The sequence below is a fragment of the Pseudobythopirellula maris genome (assembly GCF_007859945.1).
Classification (GTDB): domain Bacteria; phylum Planctomycetota; class Planctomycetia; order Pirellulales; family Lacipirellulaceae; genus Pseudobythopirellula; species Pseudobythopirellula maris.
Window position 1 is genome coordinate 1,170,341 of record NZ_SJPQ01000001.1, and the last position, 18,386, is coordinate 1,188,726.

The 18,386-nt window shown below is 66.1% G+C and carries 10 protein-coding genes; 6 read left to right on the top strand and 4 right to left on the bottom strand.

What is annotated here, in order from left to right; all coding sequences use genetic code 11:
• Positions 1-5: 5 nt before the first annotated feature.
• The 4 genes from Mal64_RS04355 to Mal64_RS04370 all read right to left on the bottom strand — a co-directional run bounded on the left by Mal64_RS04355 (position 6) and on the right by Mal64_RS04370 (position 6,980).
• Positions 6-3,188, bottom strand: coding sequence for a glycoside hydrolase family 2 TIM barrel-domain containing protein (locus tag Mal64_RS04355; RefSeq protein WP_146397409.1), 3,183 nt, complete (start codon positions 3,186-3,188; stop codon positions 6-8).
• Positions 3,189-3,312: 124 nt separating this feature from the next.
• A complete protein-coding gene (locus Mal64_RS04360) occupies positions 3,313-4,404 on the bottom strand; it encodes a DUF1559 domain-containing protein (RefSeq protein ID WP_231993622.1) in 1,092 nt (363 codons plus the stop codon).
• Between the two features lie 125 nt (positions 4,405-4,529).
• Positions 4,530-6,260, bottom strand: coding sequence for a FecR domain-containing protein (locus Mal64_RS04365; protein ID WP_146397413.1), 1,731 nt, complete (start codon positions 6,258-6,260; stop codon positions 4,530-4,532).
• Positions 6,261-6,401: 141 nt separating this feature from the next.
• Positions 6,402-6,980: a sigma-70 family RNA polymerase sigma factor gene (locus tag Mal64_RS04370; RefSeq protein WP_197525441.1), complete on the bottom strand. Its 579-nt coding sequence runs from the start codon at positions 6,978-6,980 to the stop codon at positions 6,402-6,404.
• A 544-nt stretch (positions 6,981-7,524) separates the two neighbouring features.
• Between Mal64_RS04370 and Mal64_RS04375 the strand changes: the two genes are divergently transcribed.
• The 6 genes from Mal64_RS04375 to Mal64_RS04400 all read left to right on the top strand — a co-directional run bounded on the left by Mal64_RS04375 (position 7,525) and on the right by Mal64_RS04400 (position 18,185).
• Positions 7,525-8,631 carry a DUF1559 family PulG-like putative transporter gene (locus tag Mal64_RS04375; RefSeq protein ID WP_146397417.1) on the top strand — a complete coding sequence of 369 codons (1,107 nt, stop codon included), beginning with the start codon at positions 7,525-7,527 and terminating at the stop codon, positions 8,629-8,631.
• A gap of 289 nt (positions 8,632-8,920) precedes the next feature.
• The gene (locus Mal64_RS04380; protein ID WP_197525442.1) at positions 8,921-10,834 is read left to right on the top strand and encodes a PEP-CTERM sorting domain-containing protein; all 1,914 of its coding nucleotides are present in this window, start codon (positions 8,921-8,923) and stop codon (positions 10,832-10,834) included.
• On the top strand, positions 10,831-11,880 hold the full coding sequence (locus Mal64_RS04385) for a hypothetical protein (RefSeq protein ID WP_197525443.1): 1,050 nt from the start codon (positions 10,831-10,833) through the stop codon (positions 11,878-11,880). Before Mal64_RS04380 ends, Mal64_RS04385 begins: the two co-directional genes overlap by 4 nt.
• 155 nt (positions 11,881-12,035) lie before the next feature.
• Positions 12,036-14,615, top strand: coding sequence for a PQQ-dependent sugar dehydrogenase (locus tag Mal64_RS04390; protein WP_146397424.1), 2,580 nt, complete (start codon positions 12,036-12,038; stop codon positions 14,613-14,615).
• A 77-nt stretch (positions 14,616-14,692) separates the two neighbouring features.
• On the top strand, positions 14,693-15,442 hold the full coding sequence (locus tag Mal64_RS04395; protein WP_146397426.1) for a PEP-CTERM sorting domain-containing protein: 750 nt from the start codon (positions 14,693-14,695) through the stop codon (positions 15,440-15,442).
• A 103-nt stretch (positions 15,443-15,545) separates the two neighbouring features.
• Positions 15,546-18,185, top strand: coding sequence for a glycosyl hydrolase (locus tag Mal64_RS04400; RefSeq protein ID WP_146397428.1), 2,640 nt, complete (start codon positions 15,546-15,548; stop codon positions 18,183-18,185).
• The last annotated feature ends 201 nt before the right edge of the window (positions 18,186-18,386 follow it).

Sequence of the window (18,386 nt, forward strand, 5' to 3'; positions counted from 1 at the left end):
GGGGCCTACTCGGTGGGGACGATGCGGAAGCGGTACTCGTAAGCCTGTCGGGCGGGCAGGCGGTAAGGCCGCAGAGGCCGCGCGCCCCACGAGTCCTCGCCCGCAACGCCTTGCTGCTTGTGATCAACGTGCACCGTGATGAAGTCACGCTCGACGAGATCGACGCCGCGGTGCTCGCCTTCGAGGTCGTCGAGGGCCAACGGGTAGGCGGCGACGCCGAGCGGCTGGCCGTCGGTCGATTCGAACCGCGCGCCGCCACCCTCGCCCGTGAACGACGCCCACCGCACGCCGGTGCGGTTGCTGTTCTCCTGCGTCTCGCTGTAGCGGGTCCACAGGTCGTCGACACGGCCCGAGTGCACGCCGAGCCAAGCGCCGCTGTTGCGGTCGAGATAATTCTCGTGCGGGCCGCGTCCGTACCAGGTCCACTCGCCGAGCGACTTGTCGAGCTGCAGCTGCACGCCAACCCGCGGCAGATGGGCCAGCCGCTCACCACGGGGCGAAACGCGCACGGCGACCTCGACGGCGCCGTCGCCATGAACCGTGTAAACGAGGCGGGCGGTCGTGTCGCCCGCGGGCACGCGGAGCTTGTACTGCAGTCGCGCCACGCCGTTCTCGACGCTCACCGATTCGGATTCGACCTCGGCGTGGTCGCCCGCCGTGCGCCAAACGCCTTGCCGACCCGGCATGCGGTTTCCGCGGTCGTTGTCGGTCGGGGCCCGCCAGAAGCAGAGCCGCAGCGGCCCCTCGAGCAACTCCTTGCCGGCGAGGCGGTACGACGTCATCTGACCACTCGCCGGAGCGAACGTAACCGCGAACCCGTCGCCCCGAGCGGTAACGCCGTCTCGCTCGTCGAGTTCGACCGCGCCCTCTGCCGCGTAGGAATCCATTCGCCGCTCGCCCCAAGGGAGCATCACCTGCTCGCGGGCGACCACGCGATCGGCGGCGCCCCAGGAGCGCTCGGCCCCTTGCAGGAACTCGATGGTTAAGACGTGCTCCTTGTCGGCATTGGGCGAAACTCCGGTGGCGATGGTCAGCTCGGCCGACCCCTGCGGCTCGAGCGCGGGGAGGGCGTCCTCGCCGCTGGCGACCGTCTCACCGTCGGCCGTGACGACCCAGCGGTAGGGGGTCCCCTCGGCGTTGGTAAAGAACTGCTCGTTGGTCACCCGCACCCGCACCGACGAGGCGGCGGCCACGTCGACCGGCTCAACAAGGAAGTGCCGGTACTGATGGAACACCTCCCAGGCGTGGGGATTGGGCGTAAGGTCGGCGCCCACGACGCCGTTCATGCAGAAGTTGTTGCTGTTGGGCTTGTCGCCAAAGTCGCCGCCGTAGGCGAAGTAGGGGATCGGCTCGCCGCCCCCCTCGGGCGTCTTGTGCCGCAGCAGGCCTTGGTCGCGCCAGTCCCAGACAAAGCCCCCTTGGTAGAGCGGCAGGCGGCGGACCAAGTCCCAGTACTCTTTGAGCCCGCCGCACGAGTTGCCCATCGCGTGGCTGTACTCGCATTGGATGAGCGGCCGCCGCTGCTCGGGCGCCTTCTGCATCTCGGCGTCGATGTAGCCCTGGACCCGGCCAACCTTGAAGTACATGGGCGCAAAGATATCGACCGCCGTTTGCGGGCGGTGCTCCGACACGTGGGCGTTCTCGTACTGCACGGGGCGCGACGGGTCGCGGTCGTGCAGCCATTCGAGGATCTTGGCGAACACCGGGCCGTCGCCCGCCTCGTTGCCCATCGACCAAATCACCGCGCAGGCGTGGTTCTTGTGCAGCTCAACGTTGTTGCGCACCCGGTCGAGGTGCGCCTCGTACCAGCTCATGTCTTTGGGCAACGGGTTGCGGCTGCGGCCGTAGCCGTGCGTCTCGATGTTCGCCTCGCTCACGACGTAAAAACCGTACTCGTCGCACAGCTCGAGGAACCGCGGGTCGTTCGGGTAGTGGCTCGTGCGGATCGCGTTCACGTTGAGCCGCTTCATTTGGTCGAGGCCCTCACGCATCGCCTCTTCGGAGACGTAGTGGCCCGTCACGTGATGGTGGTCGTGGCGATTGACGCCCTTGATGAGCACCGGCTCGCCGTTGACCAGCAACTGTCCCTCCTTGATCTCGCTGGTGCGGAACCCGACCTTGCGTGAGTAGACGGCGGTCGTTTCGCCCTCGCTGTTCTTCAGTTCAAGCACCAGGTCGTATAGTCGGGGCTTCTCGGCCGACCACGGCTCGATGTCGAGTGAATCGGCCGAAGCGGTCGCAACGTCTTCGCCGCCGGCGGCCGCCTCGCCCATCAGGCCGAGCCGGGCGAGCTCTTGGTCGCCGTCCAGCAGCCGCGCCTCGACGCTGTAGCCGCTGGCCGTGTCGCTGTGGTTCTTGGTCCAGGTTTGGACCGACAGGACGCCCTTCTCGTAGGCGTCGTCGAGCGAGGCGCTGAGCTCGAAGTCACGCAGGTCGAGCGTCGCCGAGCTCCACAGGTAAACGTCGCGGAAGATCCCGCTGAGACGCCAGAAGTCCTGGCACTCCAGATAGCTGCCGTCGCTGAAGCGGTAGACCTCCACGGCGAGCAGGTTCTCGCCCTCCTGCAGGTACGGCGTCAGATCGAACTCGGCCGGCGTTCGGCTGTCTTGCGAGTAACCGACCTTCTGGCCGTTGCACCACAAATAGAACGCCGAGTCGACGCCATTAAAGACGACCCTTGTGCGTCGCCCCGCCCAGTCGTTGGGCAGAGTGAACGTCTTGCGGTAACTGGAGACCGGGTTGCGGTCTTCGTAGGAGGTCCAATCCCTGCGGGGCTCGCCCATAACGCGCGGGGCGTCGCGTTTGAACGGGTACTCCGAGTTCGCGTAGATCGGCACGCCGTGGCCCTCGAGTTCAACGTTCGACGGCACGGGGATCTCGCCCCAGGCCGAATCGTCGAAGTCGGCCGTGTAGAAATCGGCGGGCCTCTCCTCGGGCCGACGCGACCAATGGAACTTCCACTCGCCGTTGAGCAGCCGGCAATAGGGGCTCGCCATCCGCGGCTCAGACCGAGCCGACTCGGCGTCGGGCCATGGCATCTTGGTGGCGTGCGGCTCCTCTTTGTTCACACGAAAGACCGATTGGTCTTCCCATTCCACCGCAGTAGCGAAGCTCGCGGCCAGCAAGCAACCGCCGAGCGCAAGGAGAGTATGGCCGAGCGGCGTGATCATCGGTGAGGTCATAATCATGGGGGGTAGTGAGGTTCGCTTTCGGCTCCGAAAGCCCAGTTAATTAGCAAGGATTCGCTTGGAGGCGCATCCCCTGCAGGAAGGTTGTTCTTAAGAGGCTGGCGCTGAGGGGTGGAGCCCCCGCTCATCGGGAGAGGGTCGTGGCGCCATCTTGCCGGTTGCCGCGATCGCGGTGGACTCGCCAATCGATCTCGTAGCTGACCTCGCGGACGCTCCCATCGCAGTAGGCCACGTTCCAGCCTTGCTGGTGGGCGGAGCCAAACCTGCCCCAGTGCTCGGCCCGATCGGTAGCGTTGTCGGGCACGGGAGCGAGCTCAACAATCTGGCCCCCTTCGAGGCGGCCCGTTTTACGGTAATTGTCGTTGTTGAAACCGGTGCACCAGGTCTCGTTGTCGCCGTAGTCGTAGCCGTTCATGTAATCGGTTTGAGGGATGTGTCGCTCGCCTATCAGGTACGTGTTCGACAGGCCATCGGTGATCCGCCGCATGGGAACCACGCTGCGCTCGAAGGAGACGCCCGACATCGCGATGCCGTCCGGCAAGTTGCGGTTGGCGAGGTCTTGCTCGCCGCCCCAGTAGTGGCTGGCCGTCCATCGATCGGCCTCTTGGTAGCTCGAAGGCCCGCGGCCGAAATCGCGGTTGGGCCACTCGTTGTAAACGTGGCCGGAGTTGATGGCGTAGTCGCTGCGTCCCGCCACGACCGGGGTGACCGAGTTGAAAAACCCCCAGTCGCCCCCCTCGTTGGCGTTCAGCGGATAGGCGATGTTTGGCCGGCGCGATGGGCAGTTGATGACCGACAAAGGCGTGCTCACGATCTTGGCCGCCCCGCCCCGCTGCTTGCGAGTCAGCTTGTAGGGGTCGCCGTCGCTCGCTTGGTCGTAGATGGCGTACTCCTCGAAGTACGGAAGCAGATTGAAGATCCATCCGCCTGGCTGGTCCTTGCTGAAGCCGCGGTCGGCGTCGCCGATCCAGTACCACCCCCATCCGCCGCTGGGGAAATGGCCGTGCACATCGTGATGGCCCACACAAGCCAGCGAGAGCTGTTTGAGGTTGTTCTTGCACTCGAGTCGACGGGCGCTCTCGCGCGCCGCCTGGACGGCGGGCGACACGACCGAGACAAGCATCCCGACGATTGCGATAGTCACCATCAGCTCGACCAGGGTGAACCCGGGAGCTTGGCGCGGGGCGCGTTGGTTTCGCCATGTCGTGGGATGCATGACCACGGCGGTGTTCGAGATGAGTAAAAAAGAGAAGAATCGTCGCCGCGGCGACGAGACGCATTATAGCAGCACTCCGCGAGCGGTTTGCAAGTCGGCGTGATAGTGTCCTTAGGCAAGTAGTTTCAGGGCGCCGCCGTCTCGGCGTAACGCTGCTGGAAATAGTGGTTCAGCTCGTCCATCTCCGCGGGTTCGAGCCGCGTATTGTAGACGAGTACCTCGTACAGATTGCCGAAGAAGCCTGCTTCGATGTGCGGGTGCGGGTGACTGCCAAGGTACCGGCGGCCGGTGCTGATCAGGGCGATCGGCGCCGACGCCGTTCCCTGACTCTCGCCATTGGCCCACAGCTCGGCGTGATCGTCGGTGGAGTCGTAGGCGTAAGCCGCCACCGCCACGCCCGCGTGTTCGACCGGAGCCGAGCGGATCACGCCGACGTTCGAAGCGCTCCCCTGGCCGGGCCAAACCCAGCCCCTCACGGAGCGGTCCGCAAACAGCGCCAGCTCCATCGAGGGCGCCCCGGGGTACTTCAGCAAGATCCCGCCGTGGTAGTCGTTAGCGAAGCTCGTGGGGCCCGGCGAGTACGCCACGACCACGGTCTGCCGCGCGCCGGTCTCCATCGGCGTGGTCGCCATGTAGGTCGACCAGCCGTCGAACCGCAACGCGCGGCGGCCCCGCTCGTCGATCACCAGCCGCGGGCAACGCCGTTCGTCGAACTGCCAGGCGTCATCGGAGAAATCGTTGTCGCCCACCTGCAGGTCGCGCCACGTGGCGACCGCGTCGCCTTCCTTCGCTTCGGTGAGCGTGTCCGAGGCGAGCCAAAGCTCCAGCTTGCGGTGCACCGGTAGCGGCGGGAGCTCCGCGCTCGACAGCACCCGATCGAAGCTGCGCACGAAGTCGTTGTTGCGGGCGGCGAACCTCACCGGCACGTCGCTCTCCGAGTCGAACCGCATCGCCTCGTCGCGTTTGGCGTGGATCAGCTCGGTCGAGGCGTCCGCCTGGCGTGAGCGGGCGACCACGTCGCCATCGAACACGTGGACCTCCGAATCGCCCGAGTCTTCGACCGACACGCCGAACTGGGTGCCGATGTCGACCACCTCGGACGTGGGAGTCAGGATCGTGTAGCCGCGTGCGGAGCGCGGCACCGCGGCCGCGATCTTGCCGCGTGATAGCGTGGTCTCGATCGAAGAGCTCGCCTCGAAGCTGGCAGGTCCCTCGACCGTCACTTTGGCCCCGGTCGTCAGCAGCAACTCGAGCACGCCACTGGCCAGTTGGACCGTGTCGCCCTTGCTGATCGCGTCGCCAAACGCCAGTTCGCTTTCGTCCGATTCCCACACGGCGTCGCGAACGCCGGTCACGCGGGCGACCAACTGCGAGTCTTCCGTGGCGGACCAGCTGCGCTCGTCGCTCTCGTCGGCCACGGCGCCGGCCGGATCGTCTTGCTCCGGATCAACGATGGCCAGAGAGTGGAGGCGCTTGATCTTCGAGAGCGTTACCAAGTTCTGAGTCAGGAGAGCCGCCATCAGCACCGCGGCGATGGCGGTCATCAACAAGCCATGGGTGTCGATAAACCGCAGCAGGCCACCCCGAGCGGGGCGAGCCGGCTCGGCGGCGGGCGGCGGCGTCAGCAAGTGGGTGAGCTCCAAGGCGCGTCGCTCGCTACGCGTCTCCTCGGCGAGCAGCGACTCGTCGACAAGAAAGCGGCTTGCCCGCGCACGGATCTCCGGATTGTGGCGCAACACCGAGTCGAGCCACTCCTTTTGCTCGGCGGTCACCGAGCCGTCGATCGACCGGAGGAGCACTTCCTCCAGATCGTCTTCGGCGGGGGCGTCTGCCTGTGGGTGGGTTTCTTGGTTCATGGTCGGGGGCTCTGTTCCGGGGCCCAAGACTTAAGGTTTCTCAGCGATGGCATCGGCTCGGACGATCCGTTCCGACTCCGCGGTGAGGCGCGAGCCAATCGCGACACGCCTCCAGCACGACCGGCCCTTTCATTTTTGCGATCAGGCCTTTAACTGACGCTCGACACAATTCTCTAGCGCACGGCGGACCCGTAGGAAAGCGCATTTTATGGCGTTCTCCGTCCGGCCCAGGTTCTCCGCGATCTGCAAAAGCGTGCCGCCCTCTTCGTAACGCATCTGGATCATTTGGCGACTCTTCTTGGGCAGTGTTTTTAGGCACGTCCGCAAAGCGTCTTGCCGTTCGCCCGGGTCGGCGACCTCGTCTTGAGCGGACTGCATCAACAGGCTGGCGACCTCGCTCGAAAATACCAGCTTGTCGCGACTACGGTCTCGATAAAACGAAAGGATCTCGTATTTGGCGATCGTCACGGCCCACGGCATGAACTCGGCGTCGGGCCGGAAGCTCGCCGCGTTCTTCCACAGCACCAAGTTGGTCCGCTGCATCACGTCGGCGGCGTCGTTGTGGTTGCCGAGCGCCGCGAATATGTAGGCCCGCAAGCCCGACTGGTTGCGGGTCAGCAAGTCAATAAAACGGTCGAGCTCCGACATGCCCGGCAAGCCGGCGCCCGACGATTCGTCGGGGCCGTCGCCACCGGGGTTGTTGCTGGGGGGATCGTGCATGCCGGCCGATGTAACTCTGCGGGGCGGGCCCGGATTGGACGAGGCCTGACCGCTACTGGATTCGTTGAAGGGCCGAACGCCGCGCGTCGCGTCGTCTGCGATTCCGGCGCGAGCGGCGTTCGGCCTCTTGCTCTTAGTGTCCGAGAGGGGCTGCATGGTGTCGCGCTTTGTTGGATTATTGGCGTTCCCGGTGGGAGCGCGCGGGTGTCCCGAGTGTGACCTAGAAAAGAGGCGAAAGAAGAGCGGCACTCTTTTTAGCGCTTTTTGACGGAATCCTCAACACGCTCGCCGCCCGGCCGGACACCCCTAGCGAAGGCCTTGCTGACGCCGATCCGTCAGATTTGGCTAGCGGCGGAAAATAGCATACCGCTATCGCCCGCCGCGTCGTTGGGTCGCACACGCATGTCGGCGACCCTCTTTTCACTGAACTACCACTACCCACGGAGCAGGCGGCGTGGCCGAGAGGCCATCCCCCGTGCACCCGCTGGGCTTAGCCTCTTCTCAAGCCAAACTCTTCTCCATCCAAGAAGGTCAAGGAGTCTCGATGAGACCTAAGCATGACCCCCGCACGCCGTCGCCCGAGCCCCGGCGAATCAATTGCGGCTTCACGCTGGTTGAATTGCTCGTCGTGATCGCGATCATCGGCATTTTAGTGGCGTTGCTGCTGCCCGCAGTGCAGGCCGCCCGTGAAGCGGCGCGTCGCAACCAGTGCAAGAGCCAGCTGAAGCAACTAGCATTGGGGTCGCTCAACCATCACGACGTGCAGGGCTTTTTCCAGTCGGGCGGCTGGGGCTGGGGCTACGTGGGCGACCCCGACTTCGGATTCGGCGAAGATCAGCCCGGCGGCTGGGTCTTCAGCACGCTTCCTTTCGTTGAGGAGCAGCAACTCTACGACCTCAGCGGCAACGGCGCAATCCACGACGCCACGGGGAGACGGCCCGACCGTACGCAGCTCGAATTCGCCACCGAAGTGGTTCAGTCGATCGTGTCGATCACGAATTGCCCCACCCGACGCCAGCCGATTCTCTACCCTCGCAACGACGGCGCCGGCACGCTCCGCAACGCGAGAACGCCGCTCGATACCTCGCGGATGGACTACGCCATGAACTCGGGGCACGCTTACAACGAGTTCCCCGATGGGTCCGCTTTCCAAGCGGGGCCGGCAACCTACGCAAGCGCTGATATCAATACCTACAATGCCCAGGTAGACCAGGAGCTTAAGCGAGAAGGGCCCAACGGCAGCCCGCTCTATTCGGGCATCTCCTTCGGACGCAGCGAAATAAGCCTGCGAAAAATCACCGACGGGACCTCGCACACCTATCTGATCGGCGAGAAGGCCCTGCCCGTGGCCAACTACTCCAACGGCGCCGACCGGGGCGACAACGAGACCTGGTGCACAGGCTTTAACAACGACAACTTCCGCAAGACGGGCCGCCTGGTTGGGGGAGAGATCGTCGAGGCGACACCGGTTTCCGACACCAACACAGCCGCCGAAAACCACGGCCGTTTCGGCTCCGCCCACCCGGGAGTCTGGCTCGCAGCCCTCTGCGATGGCAGCGTCCACGCCGTGAGCTTCGACATCGACTGGCAAATCCACCGCGACCTAGGAAACCGCACCGATGGCAACGTCGCCTCGATCGATCAGCTCTAAGAAATCCCGAGCGTCCTGCTTTTTTTATGACACCCCCACGGCCTCACCGGACAATACTGCCGGAGAAGCACCGCCGATAGGTTCCGCAATGCTGGCGTATGAATCACGCCCCATCACGACGCCCCGGCCGCTACCCAGAACTCCTCTCAAGCACTTTTCCAAGTCATCCAGCGCCCAACGCATCCGTTTTTTTGATGCGGAGCGGACGCCGCAGCTTCGCCCAGCGGTTCCGCTGAGCACCAGATCGACTGACACACCTTGTCTGAACACATCTCGCTCGGAGCTTTCCATGCCTAAACCCCAGGCTTTCAGCGCAAGTCGCCTCCGGCTTCTGATCACCACGACCGCACTGCTCGTCGCCACAAACGCCCAAGCCTTCGACGTGTTCTGGACCGGCGGCGTCGGCTCCTGGACCTCCGGGGGCAATTGGGACGCCCAGGCCGAACCCGACTCCTTCTTCGAAGACGTGCCGATCATCAACAACGGCGGCACGGCGACGCTCAGCACCTCGGCGATCGGCGCCGCCGGATTGGTGCTCGGCCAATCGGCGGGCGACTCGGGCACGGTGATCATCCAGCCGGGCGGCGACCTGGAATTGATCGACACGCCGGGAGCGGCGTCGCTCGTCCCGCCGGACGGCATCGCCAACATCGGCCTCGCCGGCCAAGCCTTGCTCGAGGTTCACGGCGGCGGGTCGTTCAGCTCCACCTCGATCGACATCAACGCCTTGGGCGCTCTGCGCGTGGGGACCGCCGGGGCGGGCGGCGCCACGGTCGCCTCGACAGGCTCGCTGTTCAACGACGGCGTCCTCGAGGTTCGCGGCGCGGGCCACGCCTTCACGGTCGCCACCAACGCCTCGCTCGAGGGCAACAGCGTCTTCGTACCGCACCTCACTTCAAGCGTGCACTCCGCCATCGGCGTGACGGGCAACGCCGCTCTGGGTGGCGTGCTGCGGCCCATGGCGACCGGCGTTGTCCCGGCGGTTGGCGACAGCTGGGACCTGATCGACGCGGAGACGATTTCGGGCGGCTTTGCCAATACCGATTTCAGCGCCTTGCCCGCCCTCTCTGGTGGACGCGTTTATCGGGCGAGTGTCGAGGCGGGAGGTTCCGGCCAGGTGCTGCGGCTCGGCGTCGACCAGTCGCTCACGCTCCGCGTCGACTGGAGCACCAAAGAGGTCACTCTCATGAACCAAGGGACCGACCCGGTCACGCTCGATGGCTACTCGGTCGCGTCGATCCAAGGGAGCCTCAACGCCGCGAGTTTCAACGGCCTCGACGACCAGAACGTCGGCGGCGCCGACGCTTGGCAAGAGGCCAACCCCACAGCCAACTCGCTCAACGAGCTCAACCCGCTCGGCAGCCTCTCGATCGCGGGGGGGCAAGACTATCTGCTCGGCGAGGTGTTCGCTCCCGCCCTTTCCCTGCCGTTTGGCGCCTCGCCCGAAGACATCGGGTTTGAGTACTCGACCCCCACGGGCGAGCTCCTCTCGGGCATCGTGGAGTACGTTGGCGAACGCGACACGAACAACCTGCGGCTCACGGTCGACCCCTCAACCGGCCAGGCCCAGCTCCGCAACGACGGCGGGGTTCCGATCGCCCTGGACGGCTACTCGATCCTCTCGGGCACCGGGTCGCTGCTGACCTCGTGGCAGAGCCTCGACGACCAGAACGTCGACGGGGCGAACGCCTGGAACGAGGCGGCGCCGACCGCCAACGAGGTCTCGGAGCTCAACCCCGCGGCGTCGACCACCATCACTCCGAACCAAGGCCACGACCTCGGCGTGCTGTGGGACACTTCGGGCGCCCGCGACTTGCAGCTCGTCTTCAGCCTGCTCGGCGAGGCCACGCCTCGGACCGGGGCGGTGATCTTCGGCGATCTGCCGGAACTCAGCGACGGCCTGTGGGGCGATTACAACGGCAACGGCGTGGTCGACGCCGCCGACTTCACCGTGTGGCGTGACCACCTGAACGACCCCGACGAGAGCGCCCTCAACGGCAACGGCAACGGCGGCGGGGTCGACATGAGCGACTACGACTTCTGGGTCAGCCACTTCGGCGAAACCAATCTCCTGCCCGCCTCTCTCTCGCATTCCGCCTCGGTCCCCGAGCCGACCGGCTTGACCCTCTTGGCGTTGGCGCTGGGAGCGAGCGGTCTGTCGCGACGCCAACCTCGGGGCCGGCCCCGCAGGGAGGAGAAATGAACCACACCACGACCAACCGCACCTCCCAAGCCCTCACGATCAAAGACCCCTTTCAGAGGAACACGAACATGCTCTCTCACCTAAACACCATCCGGTTCGTCGCCTTCTCCGCGGCGCTCTGTCTGCCGCTCTTCGCCCAAGCGATCGTGGTCGAAGACTTCGAGAGTTACGCCACGGGCGACCTGCAAACGGTGGGCGCTCCCACCTGGACGGTCGAGAACGCCGGCGATTCGACGGTCGGATCGGAGGGGGGCAACCAATACCTCGCCTTCGGCGGCACCGACGACTGGCGCCACAGCTACCGGGCCTCGAACGCGTCGATCCTCGACACCGGCTCGCTCTCGTTCCGTGTCTACGCCGAGGACGAGGCGACCGACCAGGCGATCGGGCTCACCGACAGCTCCGAGGAGATCGACTGGTACGGCGACTACGGCCCCTACATCCGCATCACGGACGACACGGCGGCGGGCGCTGGCGTGGTGAGCCTCGACACCCGCGACGGCGGAGCCTTCGTCGATGACATCGCCACGCTCAACATCGGTCAGTGGTACGACATCCGGCTCGACATCAACACCGCCGGCGGCGACGCCGGACTGGGTGGTTTCGACATCTACCTCGACGACAATCTGGTCTACAGTAGCGCGGATTTCCGTCGCGCCTTCGGCGCCCCGCTCGACAACGTCTTGTTGATGGGCGGCAGCGGCATAGGTCAGACGGTGCGAGTCGACGATATCGAGATCGAAGGCGTGGTGCTGCTGCCGGGCGACACCGACGGCGACGGCGTCCTCGAACTCGAAGACGATTACGGCCCGATCCGCGACAACTTCCAGAAGAACGTCTCGGGCCGCAGCGAGGGCGACCTCGACCTGAGCGGCAAGGTCGACTTCCTCGACTTCCGCGAGTGGAAAACGGCTTACCTGGGAGCGGGCTTCTCGCTCGCCGGCGTCGATCTCAGCTTCGCCACGGTCCCCGAGCCGGGCGCGTTGAGCGTGGCGCTCAGCGCGGTATTGGCGGGCGCCATCGCAAGGCGCCGCCGCAACGGGTGAGGCTCTCGTGTGGATTGGGAGGCAAGCGGCGTTCTGGCCTGGGGAGCCAGAACGCCCAAGATCGAGCGAAGCGTGGCCGTGGGTGCGATGCGCCGTGGACGCGATTGGGGAGACGAGGAGTAGGCACAACCGTGAAGTAAACAACGAGATGTAATGTGAGCGCACCGATAACGCACCAACGAAGATCCGCCACCCCGCTACTCTCTTTTGCCTGTTTGCTGATCGTCGCCGCGACCGTCCAGGCGCAGATCCCCGGTTCGATCACCAAGCAAGGCTTGCGGGTTGAGCTCGACGACTTCACGCAGATGCCCGCCACAGCGGGCACCGTGGGCGGCAAGGGCGATCACTCGCCCAACGCGACCGCCAGGATCAACTTCTTCCGCGAATCGCCCGACGGGCGGCTCTGGGTGAACGACCTCCGCGGCCAGATCTACACGCTGGACGAGGCGGGCGCGCCGCAGCTGTTTGTCGACGTCGACGCCGCCAACGGCGGACCGTCGTCGATCTTCCCTGCGATGACCACGACCGGCGGTCTGGCCGCCGGCCTCATCGGCTTCGAATTCCACCCGGAGTTTGAGTCGAACGGGCTGATGTACACGATCCACGGCGAGCGGGCGTCGAACGCCAACGCCACGCCCCACTTCAGCACCGTCGATCAGCGCACGGGATTCCACCCCGTGAACTACCACACCGTGATCACCGAGTGGGAGCTGCCCGACCCAGACGCGGGAGTCTGGAACGAGGCGGCCGGCGCGCGGCGCGAGGTGCTGCGTGTCGGCACGACCGCCGACTCCTACTTCCACCCGTTCGGCGACATCCAGTTCAACCCGACCTCCGAGCCGGGCGACGACGACTACGGGCTGATGTACGTCTCGGGCGGCGACTGGGGCTACATCAACGGCGCGGGCGCCCCGCAAGGCAGCCCGACCGAGGGCCAGCCGGGACAACTGCAGCGGACCGACACCCTGGCCGGCACGATGATCCGCATCGACCCGCGGAGCCCCTCGGTGACCGGCGGCCAAGCGGGCCTCGGCGATTACACCATCCCCTCGGACAACCCGTTCGTCGACGGCGACCCCCAGACGTTCGACGAGATCTTCGCCTTCGGCTTCCGCAACGGTCACCGCATGGCCTGGGACGAAGACGGCACGCAGTACGTCTCGAGCGTGGGGCACGCCAACATCGAAGAGATCGAGCGGATCGTGCCGGGCGGCAATTACGGCTGGGCTCTGAGAGAGGGGACCTTCGTCAACGGCAACGACATCGCCAACGGCGGCAACGGCGACGCCGACCGGGTCTTCGCCAACAACGTGCCGGACGCGCTCGACGTCGATTTCCGCGGCGAGGAGTTCCTCTACCCGGTCGCCCAGTACGACCACGGCGACGGCAACGCCATCGCCGGCGGGTTTGTCTATCGCGGATCGGCGATCCCTCAGCTGTACGGCAAGTTCGTGTTCGGCGACATCGTCAACGGCCGGCTCTTCGCCGCCGACGCCGACCTGATGAAGACGATAGACCTGACGGACCCGACAACCACAGCCGACATCGAGGAGATCCAGCTCTTCGTCACCGACAACCAAGGTTCGCAGACCGACGTGAACCTGCGCGGCGACATCCTGCCGGGGCGTGTCGACCTGCGGTACGGCGTCGACGCCGAGGGGGAGATCTACATCCTCACGAAGACCGACGGCGCGATCCGCCGGCTCGTTGGCAGCGCCGCTTTGCGGCTTTTGGTGGACCGCGGGGCCGGAACGGTGAGCCTGGTGAACGGCTCGGACACGCCGGTCGAGATCGACGGCTACTCCTTGCTATCGCAGTTGGGAGCGCTCGACCCGAGCGACGGCGCTTGGAATAGTTTGTCCGAGCAGGGACAGTCGGGCTGGGACCAGGCGGCGCCGACCGCCAACGCGTTGAGCGAACTGAACCCGCTCGGATCGCTCACCCTAACGGGCGGTCAAAGCATCGATCTCGGCGCGATCTTCAAGCCCGTGCAGCTCGCGTTCGGCGAGAACGCCGAGGAGCTGGTTTTCGAGTACACCTCGCCCAACGGGTCGCAATTCAATGGCGCGGTGGTGTACACGGGCGAAGGGCTCACGAACAACCTGCTGCTCACCGTCGACCCGGCCACCGGCGTGGCGACGCTCGTGAATGCCTCGCAGTTCGATGTCGACGTGGAAGGCTACACGATTCACTCCGAATCGGGCTCGCTGCTCACGGCCGACGGCGACTGGGCCAGCCTCCAGGACCAAGGCGAAACCGAGTGGGACGAAGCGGGCCCCACGCCCTTCGCGCTCTCCGAACTGGTCCCCGAAGGCGTTTCGACGCTCGAGGCGGGCGAGGCGTACAACCTCGGTAAGATCCTCTCGACCTCCGGCGCGCTCGACCTCCGCCTGGAGTTCTTGCGAGAGGGCCTCGCCGCGTCGCAGGAGGGCGTGGTCCGGTATCTCTTGGCGGGCGACTACAACAACAACGGCGTCGTCGACGCGGCCGACTTTACCGTGTGGCGCGACTCGCTCGGTGGTTCAGGCGTGCTCGCCGACGCCACGGGGCCCGACCTGGCGGGGGTGCCCGACGGGGTGGTCGACACGCATGACTACGACTACTGGGTCACTCACTTCGGAAACACGCTGCCAGCGTTGGCCGAGGCGGTTCCCGAGCCCGCCACCGCGTGGCTCGTCGGCTTGCTGACGCTCGCTTGGGCCACGCAAGGCCGCGACCGCCGGCCGACTAAATAAACGACCAACGACAGGAACACGGGACGGCGTAGGCATCTGCAGATCTCTTTTCCCCCACTCTTCAGGAGTTGCATCTAATGAACGTCACACTCACCACTGCCCAGCTGCTGCTCGTCGCGGCCGCGACGGCGATCGCGCCGGCGGCGCTCGCCGCGCCGCTCGTCGTCGACGACTTTGAGAGCTACACCGCAGGCGACCTCGACGTGGTCGCCACCCCCGCCTGGACCGCCGAGTACGCCGGCCTGAGCCAAATCGCCTCGGCGGCGGGCAATCAATACATCGTTAACGCGGGCGATAGCGACTGGTCGCACAGCTACCGCTCGCTCGGCGCCTCGGTCACGCAGCAGGCGGTCCTGTCGTTTGACATCTACGTGGAGGACGACGTTGAGATCGACCACGCCTTCGGCCTGACCGACAGCTCAGAAGCGGTCGACTGGTACGGCGACTACGGCCCCTACGTGCGTGTGACGCCTGACGGCCCGGGCGCCGCGGGGATCGCTGGCCTCGACGTCCGCGACGGCGGCGGCTTTGTCGACGACATCGCCCAGATCACCACGGGAGTGTGGCACAACGTGAAGCTCGCAGTCGACACCGCGGGCGGCGGCTCGTTCGACGTCTACCTGAACGACGCACCGGTCTACTCCGGCGCCGGGTTCCGCCGCGGCTACGGCGCCCCGCTGGAGAACTTCCTGCTGATGGCCGGGCAAAACACGTCGCCCCTCGTGCGGGTCGACAACGTGACGATCGACGTGATCCCCGAACCCGCTTCGCTGATGATCGGGTTCGTTGGCTTGGCGGCGATCGCGGCCGGGCGTCGCCGCGACTGATCCGTTGCTCCGGGGCAGGAGCAACCGACGCTTGCCCGGCCGCCCCCGGCCGGGCAAGCGTGTTTTTTATCGTGACACCACAACCACCGCGCACAACCTGAAGATGAGCATCCGACCCCTCACCGCCGTGCTAGCCGCGCTGCTCGTGTTCGCCACGGCGGCGTGCCCCGCGCAGATCGTGTCGTCGAAGCGCGGCTTCGCCGACGTAAACCCGGGTAGCAACGAGCTCCAAACGCTCAACGCCGGCTGGTACTACCGCTGGGGCCCCGACAAGCCCTCCAGCGCAGCGGGCTCCAGCGCCCAATTCGTGCCGATGATCTGGGGCGGATTCCAAGCGAACACCTCGACGATCAACAACATCCTCAACCAGGATGGCGTGGAGTGGGTCCTCGGGTTCAACGAGCCGGAACGCCCCGACCAGGCGAACATGAGCGTCTCGCAGGCGATCTCGTCCTGGCAAACGCTGTCGAGCGGCTTCTCCGGCACGGGCGTCAAACTGATCAGCCCCGGCGTGTCGGACACCGGCGAAGGGCAGGCGTGGCTCGCCGACTTCATGGGACAGGCCAACTCCCAGGGGCTGAAAGTCGACGGCGTGGCGTTCCACTGGTATGGCGCGAGCACGCCGAACGACCCGATCGGCGCCGCCAACAGCTTCATCAGCCGCGTCGACTCTTACCACAACAGCTACGGCCTGCCGGTCTGGATCACCGAGTTCGCGATGCACGACTGGGGCGGCAACTACAGCGACCAAGAGATGCGCGCCGCCAATGCGATCTTTCTCGACAACGTGGTCCCACGGCTCGAGAGCCGCAGCTACGTGGGCGGCTACTCCTTTTACAACTGGTTCGGCGATTCGACCCTGATCGAGGGCAACCCGCTATCGCCCACGAACGTGGGGCTTCCCTACGTCGGGGCGATCCGGAACGGCGAGGTCTTCGACCTCGCCGGGCAGGACCTCGGCGACAACATCGCCTACCTCGCCGGCGGCGAACTCACCAGAGGGGGCTCGGCGCCCGGGGTCGTGCGACGCATCGACGCCCTGTCGGGCGCCAACAAGATCAGCGGCTCGGTCGACTGGGGGCTCGCTCCCGGCGAACGGGCCGACGTGCGCAGCGGCGCTTCGTTGCGCAAGACCGGCATCAACCGCGTGACGTTCGACCGGATCCGGCTGACGAACGACGGGGTCATCGAGGTCGCCGAGGGCGAGCTGCTCCTGCACGACGGCCCGCGGGTGACCGGCGACGGCCGGTTCGTCATCGGCCCCGGCGGCAAGCTCACCTTCGACGGCTCGACCCCCAGCGCGGGCGGAGTGCTTTCGTACCCCGTCGAGCTGCGCGGCGGGGTGCTCGCCTCGCCGGTGGCCGGCGGTGTGGTCGCCGCCGACGGGTCGCTGCTCTCGGGGCACGGCCGCGTGGAGGGCGATTTGACGGCCATCGTGGGCTCGACGATCCGGGTCGGCGCCGCCGGGCTATCAGCGCCAGGATGGTTCACGATCGAGGATTTTGACTCGTACGCCCCGGGCAACGTGCGCGACGTTGCCAGCCCCCCCTGGACCGCCCACGAGAACACCAGCCTCGCCGACATCGAGTCTGTCGGCGGCGACAACGCCCTCTCCTACGGGTGGTCGCAAGAATTCCGCGGCGCCTCGCGCGGCCTCGGCGACGGCGGCGCCGTTGAAGAGGACGACACGGCGACGGTCTTCTTCCGCTTCCGCTCCAAGACCGACGACCCCGACCACAGCCTCGGCCTCGGTGATCAGGCGACCACCGGCGGCGTGCAGTTCGGCGACTACGAGACGCAGATCCGTCTGCTCGACGACCCTTCGGCCACCGGCACGTTCCTGATCGACGCCCGCAACGGCGGCGCCTTCACCGCCCCGCTCGCCACGGGGCTAGCCACCGACGAGTGGCACAACGTGTGGATGGTGATCGACCAAGCGACGGACCAGTACGACGTGTACCTCTCGACCGGCGAAGCCGACGCGGTGAAGCTCAACGCCACGCCGCTCGCCTTCCGCAACGGCGCCGACTCGGCGCTCGACTCGTTCTTGGCTCTGGCGGGGGGCTCGCCAATCGACAACGGCGCGTTGGTCGATGACATCGTTTACCTGCATGGCGAGAACCTGACGAACCCGCTGCTGGGCGGCGACCCCGGCGTCGTTGTGCTGCCGAAAACGCTGACCGTTGAGGGCGATTTCGTCCTCCAGAGCGGCGCCGTGCTGGAGCTCGACCTGTTCGACGCGGCCTCGCACGACGTTCTGGCGATCACCGGAGAGTTGGCCGCGGGGGGCATGCTGCGGGTCAGCCTCGACCCCGGCGCCCCCGGCCTCGGCGAAGGCGAGGAGATCGACCTGCTCGATTTCACCACCTGGAGCGGCGGCTTCGACACGATCGAACTCCCGGGGCTCGCTCACGGTTTGGTGTGGGACGCTTCGCGGCTCGCCACCGACGGGGTGCTCGCAGTCGCCGAGGGCCTCACGGGCGACTACAACGGCAACGGCGTTGTCGACGCGGCCGACTTCACCGTATGGCGCGACTCGCTCGGCCAAACCGATCTCATTCCAATGAGCGGCGCCGACGGCGATGGCGACGGCCAAGTCACCCAAGCCGACTACGCCCTGTGGGTCGCCAATTTCGGCGCCGTGCTCGACGGGGGAGCAGCCGCGATTCCCGAGCCAACCAGCTTAGCCCTCGTTCTGCTGGCCGCTTCGCTGCTCACACGGGGGCGTCGCCGGCAGCTCTAGCAGCTCGCATTTCGCGCTGGTTCGGGGCGCGATCTAATCCCCAGCTGCTCCATTCCACTTCCCTTTTGAGAAGTAGGACAGGAGGCTGGTCCCCTCAGTCGCCAACCTGCTTCGAGTGGAAATACCGCTGCTCAAAGCACTTAGAACGCACTACCGCTAGCCGTAGCGTCGTTTTCGCCTTATCGAAGTCGAATCACCCCG

What these genes read in the sequence shown, in the direction of transcription:
- Mal64_RS04355 (WP_146397409.1), bottom strand. Translation starts at nt 3,188, where the DNA reads ATGATTATGACCTCACCGATGATCACGCCGCTCGGCCATACTCTCCTT.
- Mal64_RS04360 (WP_231993622.1), bottom strand. Translation starts at nt 4,404, where the DNA reads ATGCATCCCACGACATGGCGAAACCAACGCGCCCCGCGCCAAGCTCCC.
- Mal64_RS04365 (WP_146397413.1), bottom strand. Translation starts at nt 6,260, where the DNA reads ATGAACCAAGAAACCCACCCACAGGCAGACGCCCCCGCCGAAGACGAT.
- Mal64_RS04370 (WP_197525441.1), bottom strand. Translation starts at nt 6,980, where the DNA reads ATGCACGATCCCCCCAGCAACAACCCCGGTGGCGACGGCCCCGACGAA.
- Mal64_RS04375 (WP_146397417.1), top strand. Translation starts at nt 7,525, where the DNA reads ATGAGACCTAAGCATGACCCCCGCACGCCGTCGCCCGAGCCCCGGCGA.
- Mal64_RS04380 (WP_197525442.1), top strand. Translation starts at nt 8,921, where the DNA reads ATGCCTAAACCCCAGGCTTTCAGCGCAAGTCGCCTCCGGCTTCTGATC.
- Mal64_RS04385 (WP_197525443.1), top strand. Translation starts at nt 10,831, where the DNA reads ATGAACCACACCACGACCAACCGCACCTCCCAAGCCCTCACGATCAAA.
- Mal64_RS04395 (WP_146397426.1), top strand. Translation starts at nt 14,693, where the DNA reads ATGAACGTCACACTCACCACTGCCCAGCTGCTGCTCGTCGCGGCCGCG.
- Mal64_RS04400 (WP_146397428.1), top strand. Translation starts at nt 15,546, where the DNA reads ATGAGCATCCGACCCCTCACCGCCGTGCTAGCCGCGCTGCTCGTGTTC.